Raw genomic sequence first — 19,269 nt, 5'->3', positions numbered from 1 at the left:
TCAGAAGTGCAGGCCCGGCGACAGGCTCGCGGGCAAGGTCAGTTGCGTGCTTTCCACCGACGCCATCGGATACGCGCAATAGTCGGCCGCGTAGTACGCGCTCGGACGATGGTTGCCCGAGCGGCCGGTGCCGCCGAACGGCGCGGCGGACGATGCGCCGTTGGTCGGGCGGTTCCAGTTGACGATCCCCGCACGGATCGTGCGGCGGAAGTGATCCCATGCGTGCGCGTCGTCGGCCAGCAGGCCGGCGGACAGGCCGAACGCCGTGTCGTTCGCGCGCTCGATCGCTTCGTCGAACGTCGCGTAGCGGACGATCTGCGCGAGCGGGCCGAAGTGTTCCTCGTCGGGCAGGTTCGCCACGCCGGTCACGTCGATGATCGACGCGTTCACGAAGCCCAGGCGCGAATCGCGCTGCGCCATCTCGATGATCGGCTTCGCGCCTTGCTCGATCAGGCGCGACTGCGCGTCGACGAGCTTCGCGGCCGCGCGCGCCGAGATCACCGCGCCCATGAACGGTTGCGGATCGGCGTCGAACACGTCGGCCGTGATCTTCGACGTCACGTCGGCAAAGCGTGCGAGGAAGCGATCGCCGAACGCGCCCTGCGGCACGAAGATGCGGCGTGCGCACGTGCAGCGCTGACCGGCCGACAGGAACGCCGACTGGATCGTGTGGTGCACGGCCGCGTCCACGTCCTCGACCTCGCCGATCACGAGCGGGTTGTTGCCGCCCATCTCGAGCGCGAGCACGATTTCCGGACGGCCGCCGAACTGCTTGTGCAGCAGCGTGCCGGTATCCGAGCTGCCCGTGAAGAAGAGGCCGTCGATCTGCCGATGGTTCGCGAGCGCGATGCCCGTGTCCTTCTCGCCCTGCACGAGGTTCAGCACGCCGGCCGGCAGCCCGGCTTCCTGCCATACCTCGACCGTCGCGCGCGCGACGCCCGGTGCGAGCTCCGACGGCTTGAACACGACCGCGTTGCCCGCGATCAGCGCCGGCACGATATGACCGTTCGGCAAGTGGCCGGGGAAGTTGTACGGGCCGAACACCGCGACGACGCCGTGCGGGCGATGGCGCAGCACCGCGACGCCGTCGGCCATGTCCTGACGCTTCTCGCCGGTGCGTTCCTGGTACGCCTGGATCGAGATGCCGACCTTCGCGGCCATCGCCGCGACTTCGGTGCGCGCTTCCCACAGCGGCTTGCCGGTCTCGCGGCCGATTGCCGTGGCGATCGCTTCCTTGCGCTCGGTGAGCAGCGCCGCGAAACGCTTGACGATCGCGCAGCGCGCTTCGAAGTCGAGCGTCGACCAGCCGGCGAACGCGCGGCGCGCGCTCGCGACCGCGCGGTCGACGTCGGCCGCCGACGCGCTGTCGCCCTGCCATGCAATCGCGTCGGTGCCCGGGTTGCGCGAAGCGAAGACCGGGCCCGAGCCTGCGACCCAGGCGCCGTCGATGAAGAGTTCCGTCATGATTCGTTTATCCCTGTTTGACTTTGAGCGGCAGCACGCGGACCGGATCGCCTGCCTTCACGTCGAGCGCGACGGCATCGTCGGCCGACAGCACGAACGCACCGTTCGCGACCACGCCCGGCGCGACGCCGACGCGGAAATCGTTCAGCGACGTGTTCGACACGAGCGACTTCGGTGCGTCGTCGCGCGCATCCGGCACGCCGATCGCGACCGGCACGACGACGCTCTCGCGCACCGTGCGCAGGTCGTTGACGTGGCATTCGAGCACCGGGCCCGCGTCGAAGATGTCGACGTGGTTCTGGTAGCGCAGCCCTTCCGCTTCGAGCATCTTGCGCGCCGGCAGCGTGTCGCGGTGCGTGAGGCCGACCGCATCCTGCGCGTCCTGCGGCAGCAGGTCGACGTACACCGGATAGCGCGGCATCAGTTCCGCGAGGAACGACTTGCGGCCATGCGAGCTCAGGTAGTCGGCCGCGTTGAAATCGATCTGGTAGAAGTGCGAACCGACTGCGCGCCAGAACGGCGACGTGCCGTCCTCGTCGAAGTGGCCGCGCAGTTCCGCGCAGATACGTTCCGGAAAGCGCTCGCGGAATTGCGCGATGAACATGAAGCGCGAGCGCGACAGCAGGCCGCCCACGCCGCCCGTGCGATAGCGCGGGCTCAGGAACAGCGAGCACACTTCCGCATAGCCCGTCAGGTCGTGCGAGATATTGAGCGCGGACATCCGCGTCCACACGCCGAGTTCCTGGCTCGCGTGCACGACCGTGCTCACGCGATAGTTGTAGAACGGCTGTTCGAGGCCGACCTGCGTCTCGATCCCGCACACGCCCGCGATGTCGCCCGTCTTCGACTCTTCCATCACGAAGAAGTAGCCGGCCTCGCCGGCCGCGGCCTCGCCCTCGAGCGTGCGGCGCGTGCGTTCGATGCGCGCGGCGAGCGCGTCGCGGTCGGGCTTGAACGTGGTCAGGCCCGGCCCGGTTTCCTTCGCGAGCGACACGAGCGCGTCGACGTCGCCCGTTTGTACGACCCGAACGACGATCATGCTGCGTCTCCCTTCATCTCTTCATCGTCGCGGCGGTGCAGCGGCACGCAGCGCACGACATCGCCATCCTTTACATCGAGCGCCGCGCGCACGTCGCCGGCCAGCGGCGCATGGGCCGTGTCGCCCGGCAGGTCGGCCAGCACGCAGCGGAACGATTCGCCGCTGCCCGTCGACACCATGTACGCCACGTCGCCCTGCTGCCGCGCCGCTTCGCGCACGGTGCGCTCCGCGCCGTGCTTCACGCACGCCGTGCGGTCGACCTGCGCGGTCAGCACCGGGCCCGCGTCGAAGATGTCGACGAAGCGGTCCGGTTCGAAGCCTTCCTCGAGATGGATGTCGTACGCGAGCAGCGCCGTTTCGTTCGGCTCGCCGAGCACGCGCTGCGCGGCTTCCGGCAGCAGCGGCACGTAGAGCGGATAGGCCGGCATCACTTCCGCGATGAACGTGCGGCTGCGACCGCCCGACGCGATGTCGACGTCGGTGAAGTTGCGGCCGAAGAACTTGCGGCCCACCGCTTCCCAGAACGGCGATGCACCCGTGTTGTCGCTCACGCCGAGCAGCAGCGTGAACACTTCCGGCGTGAAGCGGCGGCGGTTCGCGGCGATGTACATCATCCGCGCACGCGAGATCAGGTGCGCGGCCGCGTCGCCGCGCAGCGACGGATCGACGTAGAAGCCCGCCAGCCGGCTCTTGCCGGTCAGCTCGTGCGACATCGTGAGCGCGTGGATCTTGCGATTCACGTGCAGCTCGCGCGACGCGTGGATCAGTGCGTCGTTGCGGAACGCGTAGAACGGTTCCGAGTAGCCGGCCGCGGCCACGATGCTCGCCGTGCCGAGCAGCTTGCCCGTTGACGAGTCCTCGAGCACGAAGAGATAGAACTCCTCGCCGGCGAAGTCGACGTCCGCGCGAAACGAATCCTCGGAGAGCGCCACGCGCGCTTCGAGCGCCGCGCGGTCGTGCGGCAGCGAGTGCAGGACCGGCTGCGCGGTGCGCGCCATGTGCGCGAGCGCATCGAGATCCGTGAGTTTGCCGGGGCGAACAAATAGCATCGTCGTTCCTGTCTGCGATGGGCGCGCCGATCAGCGCGCGGTGGCTTCCTGGGCCGCGAGCACCTGTTCGACCGCCTTCTCGAAGCGCTTCACGCCTTCGTCGAGCAAGTCGAACGGGATCACGAGCGACGGGACAAAGCGCAGCACGTTCGGGCCGGCGATCAGCATGATCAGGCCGTTCTCGGCGGCGGCAGTGACGAAGTCCTTCGCACGGCCGTCGAATGCGGCGGTCAGTTCCGCGCCGACCAGAAGGCCCTTGCCGCGGATGTCCTTGAAAATACCGAAGCGTGCGTTGATGCGTTCCAGCGCGCCCTTCAGCCGCACGCTGCGTTCGCGCACGCCTTCGAGCAGGGCCGGGTCGCCGATCAGTTCGACGACCTTGTCCGCGATAGCCGAAGCGAGCGGGTTGCCGCCGTACGTCGTGCCGTGCACGCCGACCTTGAAGTGCGCGGCCAGTTCGTTCGTCGTCAGCATCGCGCCGATCGGGAAGCCGTTGCCGAGTGCTTTTGCGGTCGTGAGGATGTCCGGCGTAACGCCCGTGTCCATGTACGCGTAGAACTGGCCCGTGCGGCCGACGCCCGTTTGCACTTCGTCGAAGATCAGCAGTGCATCGTTCGCGTCGCATGTTTCGCGCAGTGCCTTCAGGAAGGCCGGATCGGCCGGGATCACGCCGCCTTCGCCCTGCACCGGCTCGACGATCACCGCGCAGGTTTGCGGGCCGATTGCGGCCTTTGCGGCTTCGATGTCGTTGAACGGCAGGTGCTTGATGCCGGCCGGCACCGGGCCGAAGCCTTCCGAGTATTTCGGCTGGCCGCCGACGCTGACCGTGAAGAACGTGCGGCCATGGAACGACTGGACGAACGACACGATTTCGTATTTATCGGCGCCGTGGCGGTCGAATGCAACGCGGCGGGCGAGTTTCAGTGCGGCTTCGTTCGCTTCCGCGCCCGAGTTCGCGAAGAATGCGCGGTCGGCGAAGGTTAGCGATTCGAGGCGCTTCGCGAGGCGCAGCACCGGCTCGTTCGTGTAGCCGTTGCCGATGTGCCAGAGCTTGCGGCCTTGTTCGTCCAGGACCTTCAGCAGTTCCGGATGGCCGTGGCCCAGCGACGTCACCGCGATGCCGCAGGCGAAGTCCACGTATTCGCGGCCGGCCGTGTCCCACACGCGCGAGCCCTCTGCACGGTCCGGCACGAACGGCGCGGGGGAGAATACCGGCACCATCACTTCGTCGAATGTCTGGCGGGTCACGGTCGAGGTCGTCATGGTCGTTCCTTTCGGTTTCGTAAGAGGGTTCAACAGGATCAAGTTTAGGTAAGGGTGACGCAAGCGTCTTGCGGAATTGCGACGGGTTCTATCGGAAGCGCTTTTCTTCGGTCTATTTTGCCCCCCTCCCGGCGGGGGCTTCGGTTGGTGGCCGTATTTTGGGGCTTTTCGGGTGGTTCGCCCTGTGTTTGGCGTGAAGCACCTGTGATCGTGTCGGTCTATTAGCGTCGCCCCTGCGCGGGGCGGCGGTTACTTTTCTTTGTCTTGCCAAAGAAAAGTAACCAAAAGAAAGGCGCCCGGATAACGCATGACTTCCCGGTGCCATGGTCCACCGAGTGGCCCTCGCCTAAGTGTCCGCGCCAGTGAGGAACGGGGAGTGGTTCGAACAAGCGTTCTGACGCGCCACGCCCCATAACAGACCGGTATACCGCCCGCCAGCTCCATCCTCGCTACGCTCGGCTGCAAGGTGCTTCGTCGCAATTCATGCGCCCACGCCATCCCAGCACCCACCCACTGATCAGTTCTCCGATCAGTAAGGCGCCCGCGCCACGACAAGGATGTCTTCGATTTACTGGATTGATGCATTACCGGCCCCGATTGTGGAAACCAATCGACCGACAGCGTTGAAACGGGATGTGTGGACCTGTCGGCCGAGCGAAGCGAGGACGGAGCTGGCGGGCGGTATACCGCTCCGCTGGGTGGTGAATGGTGTCAGAACCCTTGCTCGAACCACTCCCCGTTCTTCACTGGCGCGGACACTTAGGCGAGGGCCACTCGGTGGACCACGGCACCGGGAAGTCATGCGTTATCCGGGCGCCTTTCTTTTGGTTACTTTTCTTTGGCAAGACAAAGAAAAGTAACCGCCGCCCCGCGCAGGGGCGACGCTAATAGACCGATACGATTGCAGGTGCTTCACGAAAAAGCAGGCGTACCGCCAAACGAAATCGCACCGCCAAACACACCCTCAATCTTTCCCGCGCTCGACAAGCGCCCCACCCCGAGGCTCGCTCCCACCGCCTGTCTGCTTCTCGAGCCAGGCCCGTCGATCTTCCCGAGGCGTAACGCCAAACCGCTCGCGGTAAGCATTGGAAAAATGCGCAGCAGAAGAAAACCCGCAAGCAAGACTAACTTGAACCACCGACTTGCTGGTCCGCTGCAACTGCGTCCGTGCCTTGAGCAACCGAAGATTGAGGTAATACTTTGAGGGCATCGCCCCGAGATACTGCCGAAAGAGCCGCTCCAGTTGCCGGCGTGAAACGCCCACGAGCCCGGCGATCTCATCGGTCGTCAAAGGATCCTCGATATTGGCTTCCATCAAAAGCAAAGCATCATTCAACCGAGGATGTCGCTCACCGGGCGCGGTAACAAAAGGAATCCGTTGGCGCTCCTCACCACTCCGCAGCGTCCCGGCCCCGAGCGCATCAGCAATCCGCTCCGAGAGATCCGCCCCATGTTCCCGGCCAATCATGGCCAGCATGAAGTCCACGGTGGCTTGCCCACCGGCACAGGTCGCCCGATCGCGATCAATCTCGAAGATCTGCTGCGTGACGATCGACCGCTCGAACTGTTCGGCGAACTGCTGATACGTCTCCCAGTTCACGCTCACCCGATATCCGGAAAGCTGCCCGGCCATCGCGAGCCACCACACACCGTGATGAATCCCGGTCACGACGGGCGTGCGCTGCCCGACCCGCGCGAGACTCGCGAGAAACAACCGATAGTCGGCAAACTGCTGAAACCGCTCCGACACGACGATCAGCCAGTCGCACGCGATCGCATCGTTGAACGACGCATCGGCATGCCACTGCGCACCACCGGCGAGCGGCACCGGCCGCCCGTCCCACGAACACACCTGCCAGCGATACAGCAAGCGCCCGTCGATCTCGTTCGCGAGATTCAACGCATCGACGATCGGACCCACGCCCGACATCGACACGGGCGGCAATGCAACGATCACCACCTGCGTCGTGCGGGTGGCGCCTGCGGGACGAGACACCGGTACCACGTATGAAACCCGCCCTTCGCGTTACTTGAGGCTGCCCGACAGGAACTGCTTCAGACGCTCGCTCTGCGGACGCACCAGCACCTCCTTCGGATCACCCTCTTCCTCGGTCCGCCCCTGATGCAGGAACATCACGTGGTTCGACACGTTGCGCGCAAAACCCATCTCGTGCGTGACGACGATCATCGTGCGGCCTTCCTCGGCCAGCTTCTGCATCACCTTCAGCACTTCGCCGACGAGCTCCGGGTCGAGCGCCGACGTCGGCTCGTCGAACAACATCACGTCGGGATGCATCGCGAGCGCACGCGCGATCGCGACACGCTGCTGCTGGCCGCCCGACAGGTGCGACGGATACTGCTTCTCGACGCGCGGCGCGAGGCCGACCTTCTCGAGATATTCGCGCGCACGCTCCTCGGCTTCCTTCTTCGAAATGCCGAGCACGTGCACCGGCGCTTCCATCACGTTCTCGAGCACGTTCATGTGCGCCCACAGATTGAAGTGCTGGAACACCATCGCGAGCTTGGTGCGGATACGCTGCAACTGCTTGTGATCGGCAACCTCGAGCGCACCGGCACGGTTGGTCTTCGTGCGCACGGCCTCGCCGTCGACGACGATCTGCCCCGCATTCGGCCGCTCGAGAAAATTGATGCAGCGCAGGAACGTGCTCTTGCCCGAACCGCTCGCGCCGATGATGCTGATGACATCGCCGGCCTTCGCGTTCAGCGACACGCCCTTCAACACCTCGTTATCGCCGTAACGCTTGTGAATGTCGACCGCGGCAAGCTTGACGGAAGCGGACGCGCTCGTTTGAGTGATCTCGGCCAACTGGCTCTCCTCGAAGTGAAATCAATGACGGCCGGCCGCGAGATACGCGAGCCAGTGGCGCTCCGCCCGGCGAAATGCCGCGACGAGTGCGAACGATACCGCAAGATAGATCAGCGCGGCGATTCCGAACGACTGGAACGCCATGTAGGTCGCGGAATTGGCGTCGCGCGCGACCTTCAGGATGTCGGGCACGGTCGCCGTGAACGCCACGGTGGTCGCGTGCAGCATCAGGATCACCTCGTTGCTGTACAGCGGCAGCGCACGGCGCAGCGCCGACGGCAGGATCACCCGGCGGTACATCGTGAACGGCGACATCCCGTAGGCACGCGCCGCCTCGACCTCGCCGTGCGGAATCGCACGAATCGCACCCGCGAAGATCTCGGTGGTATACGCGCAGGTGTTCAGCGCGAACGCGAGGATCGCGCAGTTGAAGCCGCTCCTGAAGAACGCGTCGAGCAGCGAGTGCGAGCGCACGAACTCGAGGCTGTACATGCCCGTGTACATCAGCAGCAACTGCACGTAGAGCGGCGTACCGCGAAAGACGTACGTGTAGAACCGCACCGGCATCGACAGCCACTTCTTCTTCGACACGCGTGCAACCGCAAGCGGCACCGCGCACACGAAGCCGAGCGAAATCGACGCGACGAGCAGCCACAGCGTCACCGCAAGGCCGGAGATGCGCTGGCCGTCCCAGTAAAGGAACGCCTGGCCGAATTCCTGGAGGATCTCGATCATAGTTCTGCGTGCCGCACGCCCATGGAATAACGCTTCTCGAGCTGGATCAGCACGAGGTTGGAAACGGTCGTGATCGCAAGGTAGATCAGCGCCGCAATGAGGATGAAGAAGAACATGTTGAAGGTGCTCTTGCCGGCGTCCTGCGCGGCCTTCACGACGTCCGCGAGGCCGATGATCGACACCAGCGCGGTCGCCTTCACGAGCACCTGCCAGTTGTTGCCGATGCCCGGCAGCGCGAAGCGCATCATCTGCGGAAACATGATCCGCACGAACACGCGCATCCCGCTCATCCCGTACGCCGCGCCGGCCTCAAGCTGGCCGCGCGGCACCGACAGGAACGCGCCGCGGAACGTCTCGGTGAAGTACGCACCGTAGATGAAGCCGAGCGTCAGCACGCCGGCAACGAACGGATCGATGTCGATCTGGTCCCAGCCGACGAGGTCGGTGAACTGGTTCAGCCAGATCTGGATGCTATAGAACAACAGCAGCATCAGGACGAGATCGGGCACCGAGCGAATCAGCGTCGTATAACCGGTCGCGATCGCTCGCACCACCCGGTTATGCGACAGCTTCGCCACCGCGCCGATCAGCCCCAGCGCCACCGCAGCGGCGAGCGACAGCACCGACAGCTCGATGGTCTGCACGGTGCCTGCCCAGAGGACGGGACCAAAGCCGTAAAGGAACACGCGCGTCTCCAGTGTTGATATGGACACCGGCACGCATATCTCTCCTGCGCCGGGCTGACGCGGATAGTCGCAAGCGAAATTGATTGCCTCAAATCACCGCACACACGTTTGCTGCGCCGCAGCAATTCGTCCCACCATTTGCAAGCACGGGCTACGCCACTGTTTCAAAAGGAAAAAACCCGCTTCCTGACAGTCGGATGACACGCAGGGAAGCGGGTTTTTTGCAATTTTCCGGTCGCTTTTTCGATATAGCGACGGACTGGCCATCGGGCCGAATGGGCACATCCGGACACGCGCCACACAATCGCTCGCTCAGGCCCGCAACGCCATACGCGCACATTCGATGCCCCCGGCGACGGCGCTCCATTTTTGCATCTACAAAAACCCTTGTCACCTCATGTTTTTGCATCCACAATTAGTCGGAATTCCATTCGTTTTCGACGAGGCCAAGGATCTGTCGAACCGGCTAAAACACGGCATCTCGTTGCGAATGGCCGAATTCCCCGAGTGGGAAGCCGCGTGCGCGTGGCCGGACACCCGCCGGGATTACGGTGAGATGCGCTGGATCTGTCTAGTGCCGATCGGCGAGCGCCTTCACACGGCGATCGTCGTCCCGCGCGGCCGCACGCTGCGTGTCGTCAGCCTGCGCAAGGCCAACAACCGAGAGATGATTCGATATGAAAAAGGCGGTTAAATTCATCCGCAACACGCCCGAGGAAGAAGCGGCGATCGCGCGCGGCATCGCCGCCGATCCGGACGCCCATGAACTCAGCGACGAAGAAATCGATGCGATGGAGCCGTTCGTCGAGGTCGTCGCGAAAAAATTCGGGCGTCCGAAGCTCGAGCGCCCGAAGGAACAGGTCAGCATCCGCTACGACGCAGACATCCTCGCCGCGTTTCGGGCTGACGGCCCCGGCTGGCAGACGCGCATGAACGACGCGCTGCGCGAATGGCTGAAGAAGCACCGCGCCTGAACGTCACCGCCCTTTCAGGATGTCGGAGCGCGAAGTCGTATAGACAAGCCCGTCCGGGCCGAAATGGACGTTGAAGAACGCATCGGTGTTGACGCCGTCCTCGAGCCAGCGCCAGCTCCACACCGTCTCGGGCTTCAGCGGGTACTGCGCGATGTCGCCCGGCTTGCCGAGCAGGCGCCGCACCTCGTCCTCGTTCATCCCGGGGCGCACCTTCGCGAAATTCTCGGCGGTCAGCACCTGCGTCGCGCCCATGTAGTACCCGTTCGGGTCGAGGTCGACGAACCAGGTCTGGTTGCCCATCGGGCCGCGCGGATATTCGAGGCGCTTCGAGCCGTCGGTGAAGGCGCGCTCGGTCTCGGGCTTGCCCATCGTGGCGCGCACGTCGGCTTCGGTCGATACGCCGGCCTTCAGCCCCTTCAGCAGCAGCGGGGCCGGCTTGATCGCGTTGAAAAAGTCCCTGATGCGTTGCACGTCGAGATTGCCTTGCTTGTCGTCGCAGCCGGTCAGCGCCAGCGCGGCGGCCAGCATTGTCACGGGAAGCAGCCGGAAACGGAAAATCATCGGAAGAAATGCGCGTCGAGAAAACACGCGGCAAGGATACCCGCGCCACGCCAAAAGCGCGAGACGGACCGCGCGGCCCGTCTCGTGATCAATGCGTCGTTTCGGTTTGTGCGTCGGTCTCGCGACGCGCCTGCGGGGCGCGCGACACGGCCGGCACCGCGCGGATGCGGCGGCGCGTGCGCACGAGTTCGGCAAGCTGCCACGAGCCGAGCGCCAGGCAGCCGAACAGCACCTCGCGGCCGCGCTTGACCAGCGCGAGCGACAGTGCCGTCTCGCGATCGACGCCGAACATCTGCGCGAGCAGCACGACGGTCGCCTCCTGCACGCCGAGGCCGCCGGGCACCATGAACGCCGCATGCCGCACGGCCTGCGTCATCGCCTCGATCGCGATCGCACCGCCGATCGATACCGGATGACCGAGCAGCGCGAGCGCCCAGTAGATTTCGAGCGAGCCGAGCACGTAGCCGGACAGCTGCCAGAAGAACGCGCTGAACAGCAGCGCCGTGCGCGACATCAGCGCATCGATGTCGCCATCGAGCCGGCGGCCGTCGACGCCCTGCAGCAACCGGTGCGAATCGCCGAGCAGACGCCCGGCGAACCGCTCGATCGCGTGGAAAATTCCGCCGCGCCGCATCAGCACGACGCCGAGCACCGGCAACGGCAGTGTCAGCAGCAGCGCGAGGCCGATCGTGCCGCCGCCCATGTCGTGCGTGGTCGCGAGCAGCAGCACGAGGCCGAGCGCCGCGAACGCATACTGGACGACGATCGTCACCAGCACCTCGACGATCACCGACGCGGTCACGCGGCTCGCGTCGGGCACCTGCCAGCGCGCCATCCGGATCCCGACCAGCTCGCCGCCGATCCCGACCACGGGCAAGAGCCGGTTCACCGCTTCGCGCACGGTCGCGATCCACCACAGGAACGAGAGTGACGCGCGCCGGTCGAGCAGCTGGTGCCACGCATACGCGTCGAGCAGCAGCGGCAGCGCGTGGAACGGCACGAGCCACAGCAACGCGAAGCCGGCGCGCTCGAGCATCTGCGACACGTCGCCGACGCCTTCGTGCAGCCCCAGCGCGAGCAGGATCCCGATGCCGATCGGCCAGCCGAGCCATTTGATCCACTTGGTCATGACGGCTGCGTCCCCGCTTCGCGCGCCGCGCGCATGCCGCGGCGCACCGCGGGCTGGCCGAACACGTCCGCAAACCCGCCGGTCGCGACGCCGGCCGCCTTCAGCGCGGCCGCGACGCGCGGCGACAGCAGCGCGTCCAGTTCGTCGACCGGCCGGTAATCGGCCATCGTCGGCGTGATCGGGCCGTCGCCGGCCTCGGCCGGATGACAGTAGATCTCGCCGACGCCGGGCGGCAGCGCCGCGAGCGCGTCGAGCAGCACACCCTCGTCCATCGCACCCGTATGCTCGATGCCGACCACGTAGTCGTTGTGTGCGAGCCCCGCGCGGTCGAGCCGGGCGCGCACGAGCGCGATCCACGGCTTGAGCAGCGCGGGCGCGCTCGTTTCGTACGGCAGCCGCACCGCGCGCAGCCCGTAGTCGCGGCCGATCTCGATGATCATCGACAGCACGGTCGGATGCAGGTGGAAATGCTTGTGCGCGTTCACGTGGTCGAGCGGCAGGCCGCTCGCCGCGAACGCGTCGAACTGCGCGCGAATCTCGCGGCGCAGCTGCGCACGCACATGCGGCAGGAAGAAGAAGCGGCAGCCGTCCTTCGCCATCGCATCGCCGAACCGCCTGTCGGGGCCGACGAGCGCGGGTATCTCATGCGCGGGCAGCGTGGCCGGCCCGTCCGCGAGGACCAGATGCAGGCCGACCGCGAGCGACGGCAGCCGCCGCGCGCATTCGATCGCATCCTCGGCGGCGGGCGCACCGACCATCAGGCTCGCGGCGTTCAGCACGCCGTCGCGATGCGCGCGCTCGACCGCCGCGTTGACGCGCGGATGCAGCCCGAAGTCGTCCGCGGTGAAGATCAGCGCCGGCGCCGCCCGCTGCGTCGTCACGAATCAGGCCTCGTGCGCGCGCAGGAAGCGGAAGAATTCGACGCCTTCGCGCAGCCGGCGCTTCATCATGTCCCAGCTCGTCAGCATCTCGCGGACGATTTCCCAGATCTTCGACGGACGGAAGTAGAACTGGCGATAGAACTGCTCGAGATGGTGATAGATCTCGTCGCGCGACAGGTGCGCATAGCCGATCGCCGCGAGCTGCACGCCTTCCTTGCTGACCAGGTTGATGGTCTTGTTCTCTTCCATCCAGCCGTTCTCGACGGCCTGCTTGTACAGCGTCGTGCCCGGATACGGCGCGGCGAGCGACACCTGGATCGTGTGCGGATTGATTTCCTTCGCGTACTCGATCGTCTTCTTGATGGTCTCCTGCGTCTCGCCCGGCAGGCCGAGGATGAAGGTGCCGTGGATCTTGATGCCGAGCTTCTTGCAGTCCGCGCTGAAGCGGCGCGCGAAATCGGTGCGCACGCCCTTCTTGATGTTCACGAGGATCTGGTCGTCGCCGGATTCGAAGCCCACCAGCAGCAGGCGCAGGCCGTTTTCCTTCATGACCTTCAGCGTCTTGTACGGCACGTTCGCCTTCGCGTTGCACGACCACGTCATGCCGAGCTTGCCCAAGCCGATGGCGATGGCTTCGGCGCGCGGCAGGTCGTCGGTGAAGGTGTCGTCGTCGAACATCAGTTCCTTCACTTCCGGCATGTTGTCGCGGATCCACTTCGCTTCCGCGAGCACGTTCTCGACCGAGCGCGTGCGGTAGCGATGGCCGCTGACCGTCTGCGGCCACAGGCAGAAGGTGCAGCGCGACTTGCAGCCGCGGCCCGTGTAGATCGATACGTACGGATAGTTCAGGTAGCCGATGAAGTAGTTGTCGATCTTCAGGTCGCGCTTGTAGACGGGCGCGACAAACGGCAGTTCGTCCATGTTCTCGAGGATCGGCCGCGCTTCGTTGTGCTCGATCGAGCCGTCCTTCGCGCGCCAGCTCAAGCCCTTGATCTGCGGGAACGGCTTGCCTTCGGCGATTTCCTTGCAGGTGTAGTCGAATTCCTCGCGGCACACGAAGTCGATTGCCTCGCTCGCCGTGAGCGAGTTGTGCGGATCGACCATCACCTTCGCGCCCACCATGCCGACCAGCATCGACGGCTTCATCTTCTTGAGATCCTGCGCGAACATCGCGTCGGTCGGGAACGACGGCGTGCTCGTGTGGATGATCACGAGGTCGTAGTCGTTGGCGATCTTCAGCGTCTCCTCGACCGACAGGCCGTCGGCCGGTGCATCGACGACGCGGCTGCCCGGCACGAGCGCGGCCGGCTGCGCGAGCCACGTCGGGTACCAGAAGGAACGGATTTCGCGCTTCGCCTGGTAGCGCGAGCCGGCTCCGCCGTCGAAGCCGTCATACGAAGGGGCCTGCAAGAACAGCGTTTTCATGAATGCTCCGGTAGCCTGCATAGTTCGATTCGTTTCAACGATTCAGTCAATAAACCGCGGGCCGCCCTGCCGGCGCCCGCCTCTCTGTCATGTCGCGTCGCGCGGCGTGGCCGCGCGGCGCGTCTCGGCCCTCCGGCCGAATTCGATCGGGAACGGGCGCATGGCCGCTCCCTCGGGAAACGTACCTTAGCGGCCGTCCACGCCTTCCACCGCGGCCGTCGCGCGTTCGCCGCCGACGACCGTCATCCTCGCGCCGCGCCACACGACGTGCGTGCCGAACGCGGCCGCGAGCCATTCGAGCGCGAGCAGCGTGTCGCGCACGGCGACGAGCGGCAGATCGCGCCAGAACGCACGCCAGCCGTCCTCGCCGCGCGCGTGCAGCACCAGCCGCCCGAACGCGCCCACGACGGCCGCGCCACCCGCCAGCGTGCCGGCGAAGGTGCCGTCGAGACGCAGCGCGAGCGCCGCGCCGACCGCGAGCCACGGCGCGGTAAACGTGATGAACAGGAACGCGAAGCCGGTCGGGTTCAGCGAGCGGATCGTGCGCAGCCAGCGCGTCTCGCGGTGCCAGAGCGGCCCGAACGACGGCTCGATCACGTCGGTCGCGACCTCGACCTCGGACAGCACGGTGCGTCGCCCGAGGCGGCGCGGCAGTTCCGCAAGCCAGAAATCGTCGGCAAGCTCATCCTTCAGCGCGAGAAACCCACCGATCCGGTCGAGCGTGTCGCGCGTCAGCGCGAGCGTCGCGCCGAAACCGAAGCGGCTCGAGCGGCCGAGGTGCGCGATCCGCACCGACGGCGCGAACCAGGCGTCGACGAACTGCGCGCCGATCCGCGTCCAGAAACCGCCGACGCTGCGCGCATGATACAGGCACGTGACGACCCCGACCGACGCGTCGGCGAGCGGCGCCGTCACGCGCTCGAGATAGTCCGGCTTCACCGCGATGTCGCTGTCCGCGATCACGATGCGGCCGTACTTCGCGCGTTCGGCGAGATTGATCAGGTTGCTGACCTTCAGGTTCTTGCCGTGCACGCGCGCGTCGATCACCAGCGTGATGTCGCATTCCGGATAATCGGCGCGCAGCCGCTCGACGACAGTGACGGCCGGATCGGCCGCCGACGCGACCCCGAACAGCACTTCATGGCGCGGGTGGCGCTGCTCGCAGAACGTCGCGAGGTTCTCGTACAAATGCGGCTCCGCGCCGCACAGCGGCTTGAGCACGCTGACGGGCTCAAACCCGTCGCGCGCGGCGGTGCGCGGCGTGCGTGCCCCGGGCGCGAACGCCGCGACGAGCGCATAGCCGGCCGCGGCCAGCGTGAACGCGATCAGGAGCCAGTCGAGCAGCGTGACGGTCGGCGTCATGCGCGACGCCCCCCGGCGACGCGGACGCCCTGCCGATCGATCGAACCTGGTTGAACGTGATTGGGTATTCCGACAGCAACGAACGCGGGCACGACCCGACTCCTTGTTCCAGCAGCGTCTGTGTAATGGGGAGGCACGGCCCATTCCCCGAAAGGGGCCATCCCCGGCTTCGCGTGGCACATCCTCGCGCGACGCCCGGACGGGGTGCGGGAAGATTCGAATGGCAACCATCGGCACAACATGGACAGGCGCCGGATTTTAGCAGCCCGAGCCCACCCACGCTCGGGTACCGCACGAAACGGACTTGTGCGATTTCGGCAAAGCTGTGCGGCCGGCCGACCCTTCTGGTGCCACGACGTTCACGCTAGCGTAAGCGCTTTGCAGGCGTATTGCAGTCTTGAAAATCAAACCTTTCGTGGAAATTTGTACGCCGATGCGAAGACACGTCCAATCGCCGTAAAGATTGGTAATTAATCGACGATTAGATCGATTTTTGCAACGATCACGACATCCCGCCTTGCACCCCTGAAAGGCGCATGGGTATCCGCGCGTCGCCAGCGCGTTCCGGAACCCTTTGGCAAAATCGTCGGCATCTGTTGCGCATGCGCATCACCGCGCCCGCCCCTTTCGAAGGCCACCCCCGATGATTCCGTTTTCCGTACTCGATCTCGCCCCTATTCCCGCCGGTGCCGACGCCGCGCAGGCTTTCCGCAACACCGTCGATCTCGCGCAGCACGCGGAGCGCCTCGGCTACCGGCGCTACTGGCTCGCCGAACATCACAACATGCCCGGCATCGCGAGCGCGGCGACCGCCGTCGTGATCGGTCATGTCGCGGGCGCGACGAAGACGATCCGCGTCGGCTCGGGCGGGATCATGCTGCCGAACCATGCGCCGCTCGTGATCGCCGAGCAGTTCGGCACGCTCGCGTCGCTGTATCCGGGGCGCATCGACCTCGGGCTCGGCCGCGCGCCCGGCACCGACCAGACCACATCGCGCGCGCTGCGCCGCGACCTGATCGGCAGCGCCGACTCGTTTCCGGATGACGTCGCCGAGCTGCAGCGCTACTTTGCGGAACCGGTGCCCGGCCAGCGCGTGCGCGCGGTGCCCGGTGCGGGGCTGGACGTGCCCGTATGGCTGCTGGGCTCGAGCCTGTTCAGCGCGCAGCTCGCCGCGATGCTCGGGCTGCCGTTCGCGTTCGCGTCGCACTTCGCGCCGGACTACCTGATGCGCGCGCTCGAGCTCTATCGTGCACAGTACCGGCCGTCGGCCGCGTGGCCGAAGCCACATGCGATGGTGGGAGTCAACGTGTTCGCAGCCGATACCGACGACGAGGCGCGACGCCTCTTCACGTCGCTGCAGCAGCAGTTCATCAACCTGCGCCGCGGCACGCCGGGCAAGCTGCCGCCGCCCGTCGACGTGCTCGAGGCGAGCGAGTTCGAACTCGCGAACGTCGCGCACGCGCTGTCGTTCGCGGCCGTCGGCTCGCGCGACACGGTGCGCGACAAGCTGCGCGACCGGATCGCGCAGACGGGCGCGGACGAGGTGATCATCACCGCGCAGATCTACGATCACGCCGCGCGGGTGCACTCGTTCGAGCTGGCTGCGCAGATCCGCGACGAACTCGCGAACGAAAGCCGCTGAACCGACGGGCGCCCGCGCCGGCGGGTGCGCCCGCCGTTACGTCACTGCGGGTGCACCGCTTCCAGCCCGTCGAGCAGCGCCTTGTGGAACGCGTCCGGATCCTGGATCTGCGGCGCGTGCCCGAGCGCCGGGAATTCGACGAGCTGCGCGCCGGGGATCGCCGCCTGCGTGCGCTTCGCGAGTTCCGGGTAATGGCCGAGCTTCGCGTGCACGTCGGGCGGTGCGACGTCCTTGCCGATCGCGGTCGTGTCCTTGTCGCCGATCAGCAGCAGCGTCGGCACGCGGATCGCGCCGAGTTCGTAGACCACCGGCTGCGTGAGGATCATGTCGTAGATCAGCGCCGAGTTCCACGCGACCGCGTCGCGGCCCGGCCCGCGATACATGCCGGCGAGCATCTGCACCCAGCGCTCGTAGGACAGCGCCCACTTGCCTGCGTAGTAGGTCGCCTGCTCGTAGCGGCGGATGCCGTCCGCCGTCGTCTTCTGCTCGCGCGCATACCAGTAGTCGACCGGCAGCGGCGGCACGCCGAGCGCCTTCCAGTCCTCGAGGCCGATCGGGTTCACCAGCACGAGCTGGTCGGTCGCCTTCGGGTACATCAGCGCATAGCGCATCGCGAGCATCCCGCCCGTCGAATGGCCGACGATCGTCGCCGATTTCACGCCGATCGACTCGAGCAGCGCATGCGTGTTGCGCGCGAGCTGCTGGAAGCTGTACTGGTAGCGCTCGGGCTTGGACGACTTGCAGAAGCCGATCTGGTCCGGCGCGATCACGCGATAGCCGGCGCGGCTCAGCACGCCGATCGTGTCCTCCCAGGTCGCCGCGCAGAAGTTCTTCCCGTGCAGCAGCACGACGGTGCGGCCGTTCGGGTGCGCCGGCTGCACGTCCATGTACATCATCTCGAGCGTTTCGCGCTGCGACACGAACGCGTACCGGTGCACCGGCTCCGGATAGGCGAAGCCTTCCAGGCGCGGGCCGTACGCCGGCCCGTCGTTGCCGGCCGGTGCCGGGACGGCGGCTGCGACTGACGTCGCGCATGCGGTGGCGACGCCTGCACCGAGCACGGCGGCACACACGAGGGACAACATCTTGCAAATCGAAGGCATGACGATCACGGTAATGGGAAATGCGTGCGGGCAACCGGGCGGCTTCGCGCCCTGCGATTCTACGCGGTCGGGTTGACGACGGCGCGCAACACTCGATGGCCGCGCGACTTCCGCGTGTGCGACGAACTCGGGTATCGTGTGACGTGACCCTGAAACGCCTGCAGGCGGACACCCATGAAAAACGTCCTCAGCATTCAGTCGCACGTCATCTACGGACACGCCGGCAACAGCGCGGCCGTGTTCCCGATGCAGCGCCTCGGCGTCAACGTCTGGCCGCTCAACACCGTCCAGCTGTCGAATCACATGCAGTACGGCCACTGGGCCGGCAGCGCGATCGACGCCGCGAAGATGGAGCAGCTCGTCGACGGCATCGCCGCAATCGGCGCACTGAAGCGCTGCGACGCGGTGCTGTCCGGTTTCCTCGGCTCGCCGCCGCAAGCGCGCGCGGCCGTCGAGATCGTCCGCTCGGTGAAGGCGACGAACCCGAACGCGTGGTACTTCTGCGATCCGGCGATGGGCCAGACGGGCGGCATCCGGCCCGAACCCGGCGTCGAGGAATTCATCGTCCAGGAAATGCCGGCGCTCGCGGACGGCATGTCGCCGAACCACACCGAGCTGCAGAAGCTCGCCGGGCGACGCATCGAAACCGTCGCCGAAGCCGTCGACGCCTGCCGCGCGCTGATCCGCCGCGGCCCGAAGATCGTCCTCGTCAAGCACCTGCACGACCGCAACAGCCCGGCCGACCGCTTCAACATGCTCGCCGTCACCGAAACCGAAGCGTGGATCGGCCAGCGGCCGCTATATGCGTTTCCACGCCACCCGGTCGGCGTCGGCGACCTCACCAGCGCCATTTTCGTCGCCTGCCGGCTGCGCGGCGACTCGGTGCGCGCCGCGTTCGAGCACACGCTCGCGGCCGTGCACGCGGTCGTGAAGGCGACCTATGATGCGCGCCGCTACGAGCTCGAACTCGTCGCCGCGCAGGACGAAATCGCGCGCCCGAGCGAATGGTTCGGCGCGTGGGTGACCGACGCCTGACGCGTTCGCATCACCGCCGTATCGCCACTGCCCGTATCGCCACTGCATTACCACCGTATCCCGCGGTATTCCCCGGCATCCTCTCGCCTCTTCG

At 66.2% G+C, this 19,269-nt stretch carries 18 protein-coding genes; 4 read left to right on the top strand and 14 right to left on the bottom strand.

What is annotated here, in order from left to right:
* The 8 genes from astD to AC1Z3W_RS24260 form a co-directional block, all read right to left on the bottom strand.
* Positions 1 to 1,464: a succinylglutamate-semialdehyde dehydrogenase gene (astD, locus tag AC1Z3W_RS24295; RefSeq protein WP_057927810.1), complete on the bottom strand. Its 1,464-nt coding sequence runs from the start codon at positions 1,462 to 1,464 to the stop codon at positions 1 to 3.
* Positions 1,465 to 1,471: 7 nt separating this feature from the next.
* Complete coding sequence (gene astA, locus AC1Z3W_RS24290) at positions 1,472 to 2,503, bottom strand: arginine N-succinyltransferase (protein WP_057927809.1); 1,032 nt, start codon at positions 2,501 to 2,503, stop codon at positions 1,472 to 1,474.
* On the bottom strand, positions 2,500 to 3,552 hold the full coding sequence (gene aruF, locus AC1Z3W_RS24285) for an arginine/ornithine succinyltransferase subunit alpha (protein WP_057927808.1): 1,053 nt from the start codon (positions 3,550 to 3,552) through the stop codon (positions 2,500 to 2,502). The genes astA and aruF overlap by 4 nt, the downstream gene beginning before the upstream one ends.
* A 30-nt stretch (positions 3,553 to 3,582) precedes the next feature.
* Positions 3,583 to 4,815 carry an aspartate aminotransferase family protein gene (locus AC1Z3W_RS24280; RefSeq protein WP_057927807.1) on the bottom strand — a complete coding sequence of 411 codons (1,233 nt, stop codon included), beginning with the start codon at positions 4,813 to 4,815 and terminating at the stop codon, positions 3,583 to 3,585.
* Between the two features lie 964 nt (positions 4,816 to 5,779).
* Positions 5,780 to 6,820, bottom strand: a complete 1,041-nt coding sequence (locus AC1Z3W_RS24275; RefSeq protein ID WP_175826007.1) for a GlxA family transcriptional regulator — start codon at positions 6,818 to 6,820, stop codon at positions 5,780 to 5,782.
* A gap of 21 nt (positions 6,821 to 6,841) precedes the next feature.
* The gene (locus AC1Z3W_RS24270) at positions 6,842 to 7,642 is read right to left on the bottom strand and encodes an ABC transporter ATP-binding protein (protein WP_124835661.1); all 801 of its coding nucleotides are present in this window, start codon (positions 7,640 to 7,642) and stop codon (positions 6,842 to 6,844) included.
* A 21-nt stretch (positions 7,643 to 7,663) separates the two neighbouring features.
* Positions 7,664 to 8,377, bottom strand: coding sequence for an ABC transporter permease (locus AC1Z3W_RS24265; protein WP_057927804.1), 714 nt, complete (start codon positions 8,375 to 8,377; stop codon positions 7,664 to 7,666).
* Positions 8,374 to 9,063 (bottom strand): ABC transporter permease, encoded by a 690-nt coding sequence (locus AC1Z3W_RS24260; protein WP_057927803.1) that lies wholly within the window; start codon positions 9,061 to 9,063, stop codon positions 8,374 to 8,376. Before AC1Z3W_RS24260 ends, AC1Z3W_RS24265 begins: the two co-directional genes overlap by 4 nt.
* Before the next feature lie 397 nt (positions 9,064 to 9,460).
* On the opposite strand from AC1Z3W_RS24260, the gene AC1Z3W_RS24255 reads away from it, so the two are divergent.
* On the top strand, positions 9,461 to 9,757 hold the full coding sequence (locus tag AC1Z3W_RS24255; protein WP_483509587.1) for a BrnT family toxin: 297 nt from the start codon (positions 9,461 to 9,463) through the stop codon (positions 9,755 to 9,757).
* Positions 9,741 to 10,037, top strand: coding sequence for a BrnA antitoxin family protein (locus tag AC1Z3W_RS24250; protein ID WP_057927801.1), 297 nt, complete (start codon positions 9,741 to 9,743; stop codon positions 10,035 to 10,037). The genes AC1Z3W_RS24255 and AC1Z3W_RS24250 overlap by 17 nt, the downstream gene beginning before the upstream one ends.
* 3 nt (positions 10,038 to 10,040) lie before the next feature.
* On the opposite strand, the gene AC1Z3W_RS24245 is transcribed toward AC1Z3W_RS24250, so the two are convergent.
* The 5 genes from AC1Z3W_RS24245 to hpnI form a co-directional block, all read right to left on the bottom strand.
* Positions 10,041 to 10,598 (bottom strand): hypothetical protein, encoded by a 558-nt coding sequence (locus AC1Z3W_RS24245; RefSeq protein ID WP_124835662.1) that lies wholly within the window; start codon positions 10,596 to 10,598, stop codon positions 10,041 to 10,043.
* 88 nt (positions 10,599 to 10,686) lie between these two features.
* A complete protein-coding gene (locus AC1Z3W_RS24240) occupies positions 10,687 to 11,727 on the bottom strand; it encodes a lysylphosphatidylglycerol synthase domain-containing protein (protein ID WP_057927799.1) in 1,041 nt (346 codons plus the stop codon).
* Positions 11,724 to 12,608, bottom strand: a complete 885-nt coding sequence (gene hpnK / locus AC1Z3W_RS24235; protein ID WP_483508580.1) for a hopanoid biosynthesis-associated protein HpnK — start codon at positions 12,606 to 12,608, stop codon at positions 11,724 to 11,726. The genes AC1Z3W_RS24240 and hpnK overlap by 4 nt, the downstream gene beginning before the upstream one ends.
* A 3-nt stretch (positions 12,609 to 12,611) precedes the next feature.
* Positions 12,612 to 14,054 (bottom strand): hopanoid biosynthesis associated radical SAM protein HpnJ, encoded by a 1,443-nt coding sequence (hpnJ, locus tag AC1Z3W_RS24230; RefSeq protein ID WP_311767805.1) that lies wholly within the window; start codon positions 14,052 to 14,054, stop codon positions 12,612 to 12,614.
* A 165-nt stretch (positions 14,055 to 14,219) separates the two neighbouring features.
* Positions 14,220 to 15,395 (bottom strand): bacteriohopanetetrol glucosamine biosynthesis glycosyltransferase HpnI, encoded by a 1,176-nt coding sequence (hpnI, locus tag AC1Z3W_RS24225; RefSeq protein ID WP_175826004.1) that lies wholly within the window; start codon positions 15,393 to 15,395, stop codon positions 14,220 to 14,222.
* Positions 15,396 to 16,038: 643 nt separating this feature from the next.
* On the opposite strand from hpnI, the gene AC1Z3W_RS24220 reads away from it, so the two are divergent.
* Positions 16,039 to 17,037 carry an LLM class flavin-dependent oxidoreductase gene (locus AC1Z3W_RS24220; RefSeq protein WP_483508578.1) on the top strand — a complete coding sequence of 333 codons (999 nt, stop codon included), beginning with the start codon at positions 16,039 to 16,041 and terminating at the stop codon, positions 17,035 to 17,037.
* 41 nt (positions 17,038 to 17,078) lie between these two features.
* Here AC1Z3W_RS24220 and AC1Z3W_RS24215 read toward each other — a convergent pair whose 3' ends face one another.
* Entirely contained in the window at positions 17,079 to 18,140 is a 1,062-nt protein-coding gene (locus AC1Z3W_RS24215; RefSeq protein ID WP_483508576.1) for an alpha/beta fold hydrolase, read from the bottom strand.
* A gap of 174 nt (positions 18,141 to 18,314) precedes the next feature.
* Between AC1Z3W_RS24215 and pdxY the strand changes: the two genes are divergently transcribed.
* Positions 18,315 to 19,175, top strand: a complete 861-nt coding sequence (pdxY, locus tag AC1Z3W_RS24210; protein WP_057927793.1) for a pyridoxal kinase PdxY — start codon at positions 18,315 to 18,317, stop codon at positions 19,173 to 19,175.
* The last annotated feature ends 94 nt before the right edge of the window (positions 19,176 to 19,269 follow it).

It is taken from the genome of Burkholderia sp. 10_S31 (genome assembly GCF_056930375.1).
The sequence above is the reverse complement of the archived record's forward strand: the minus strand, read 5'-3'. Positions and strand labels throughout refer to the sequence as shown.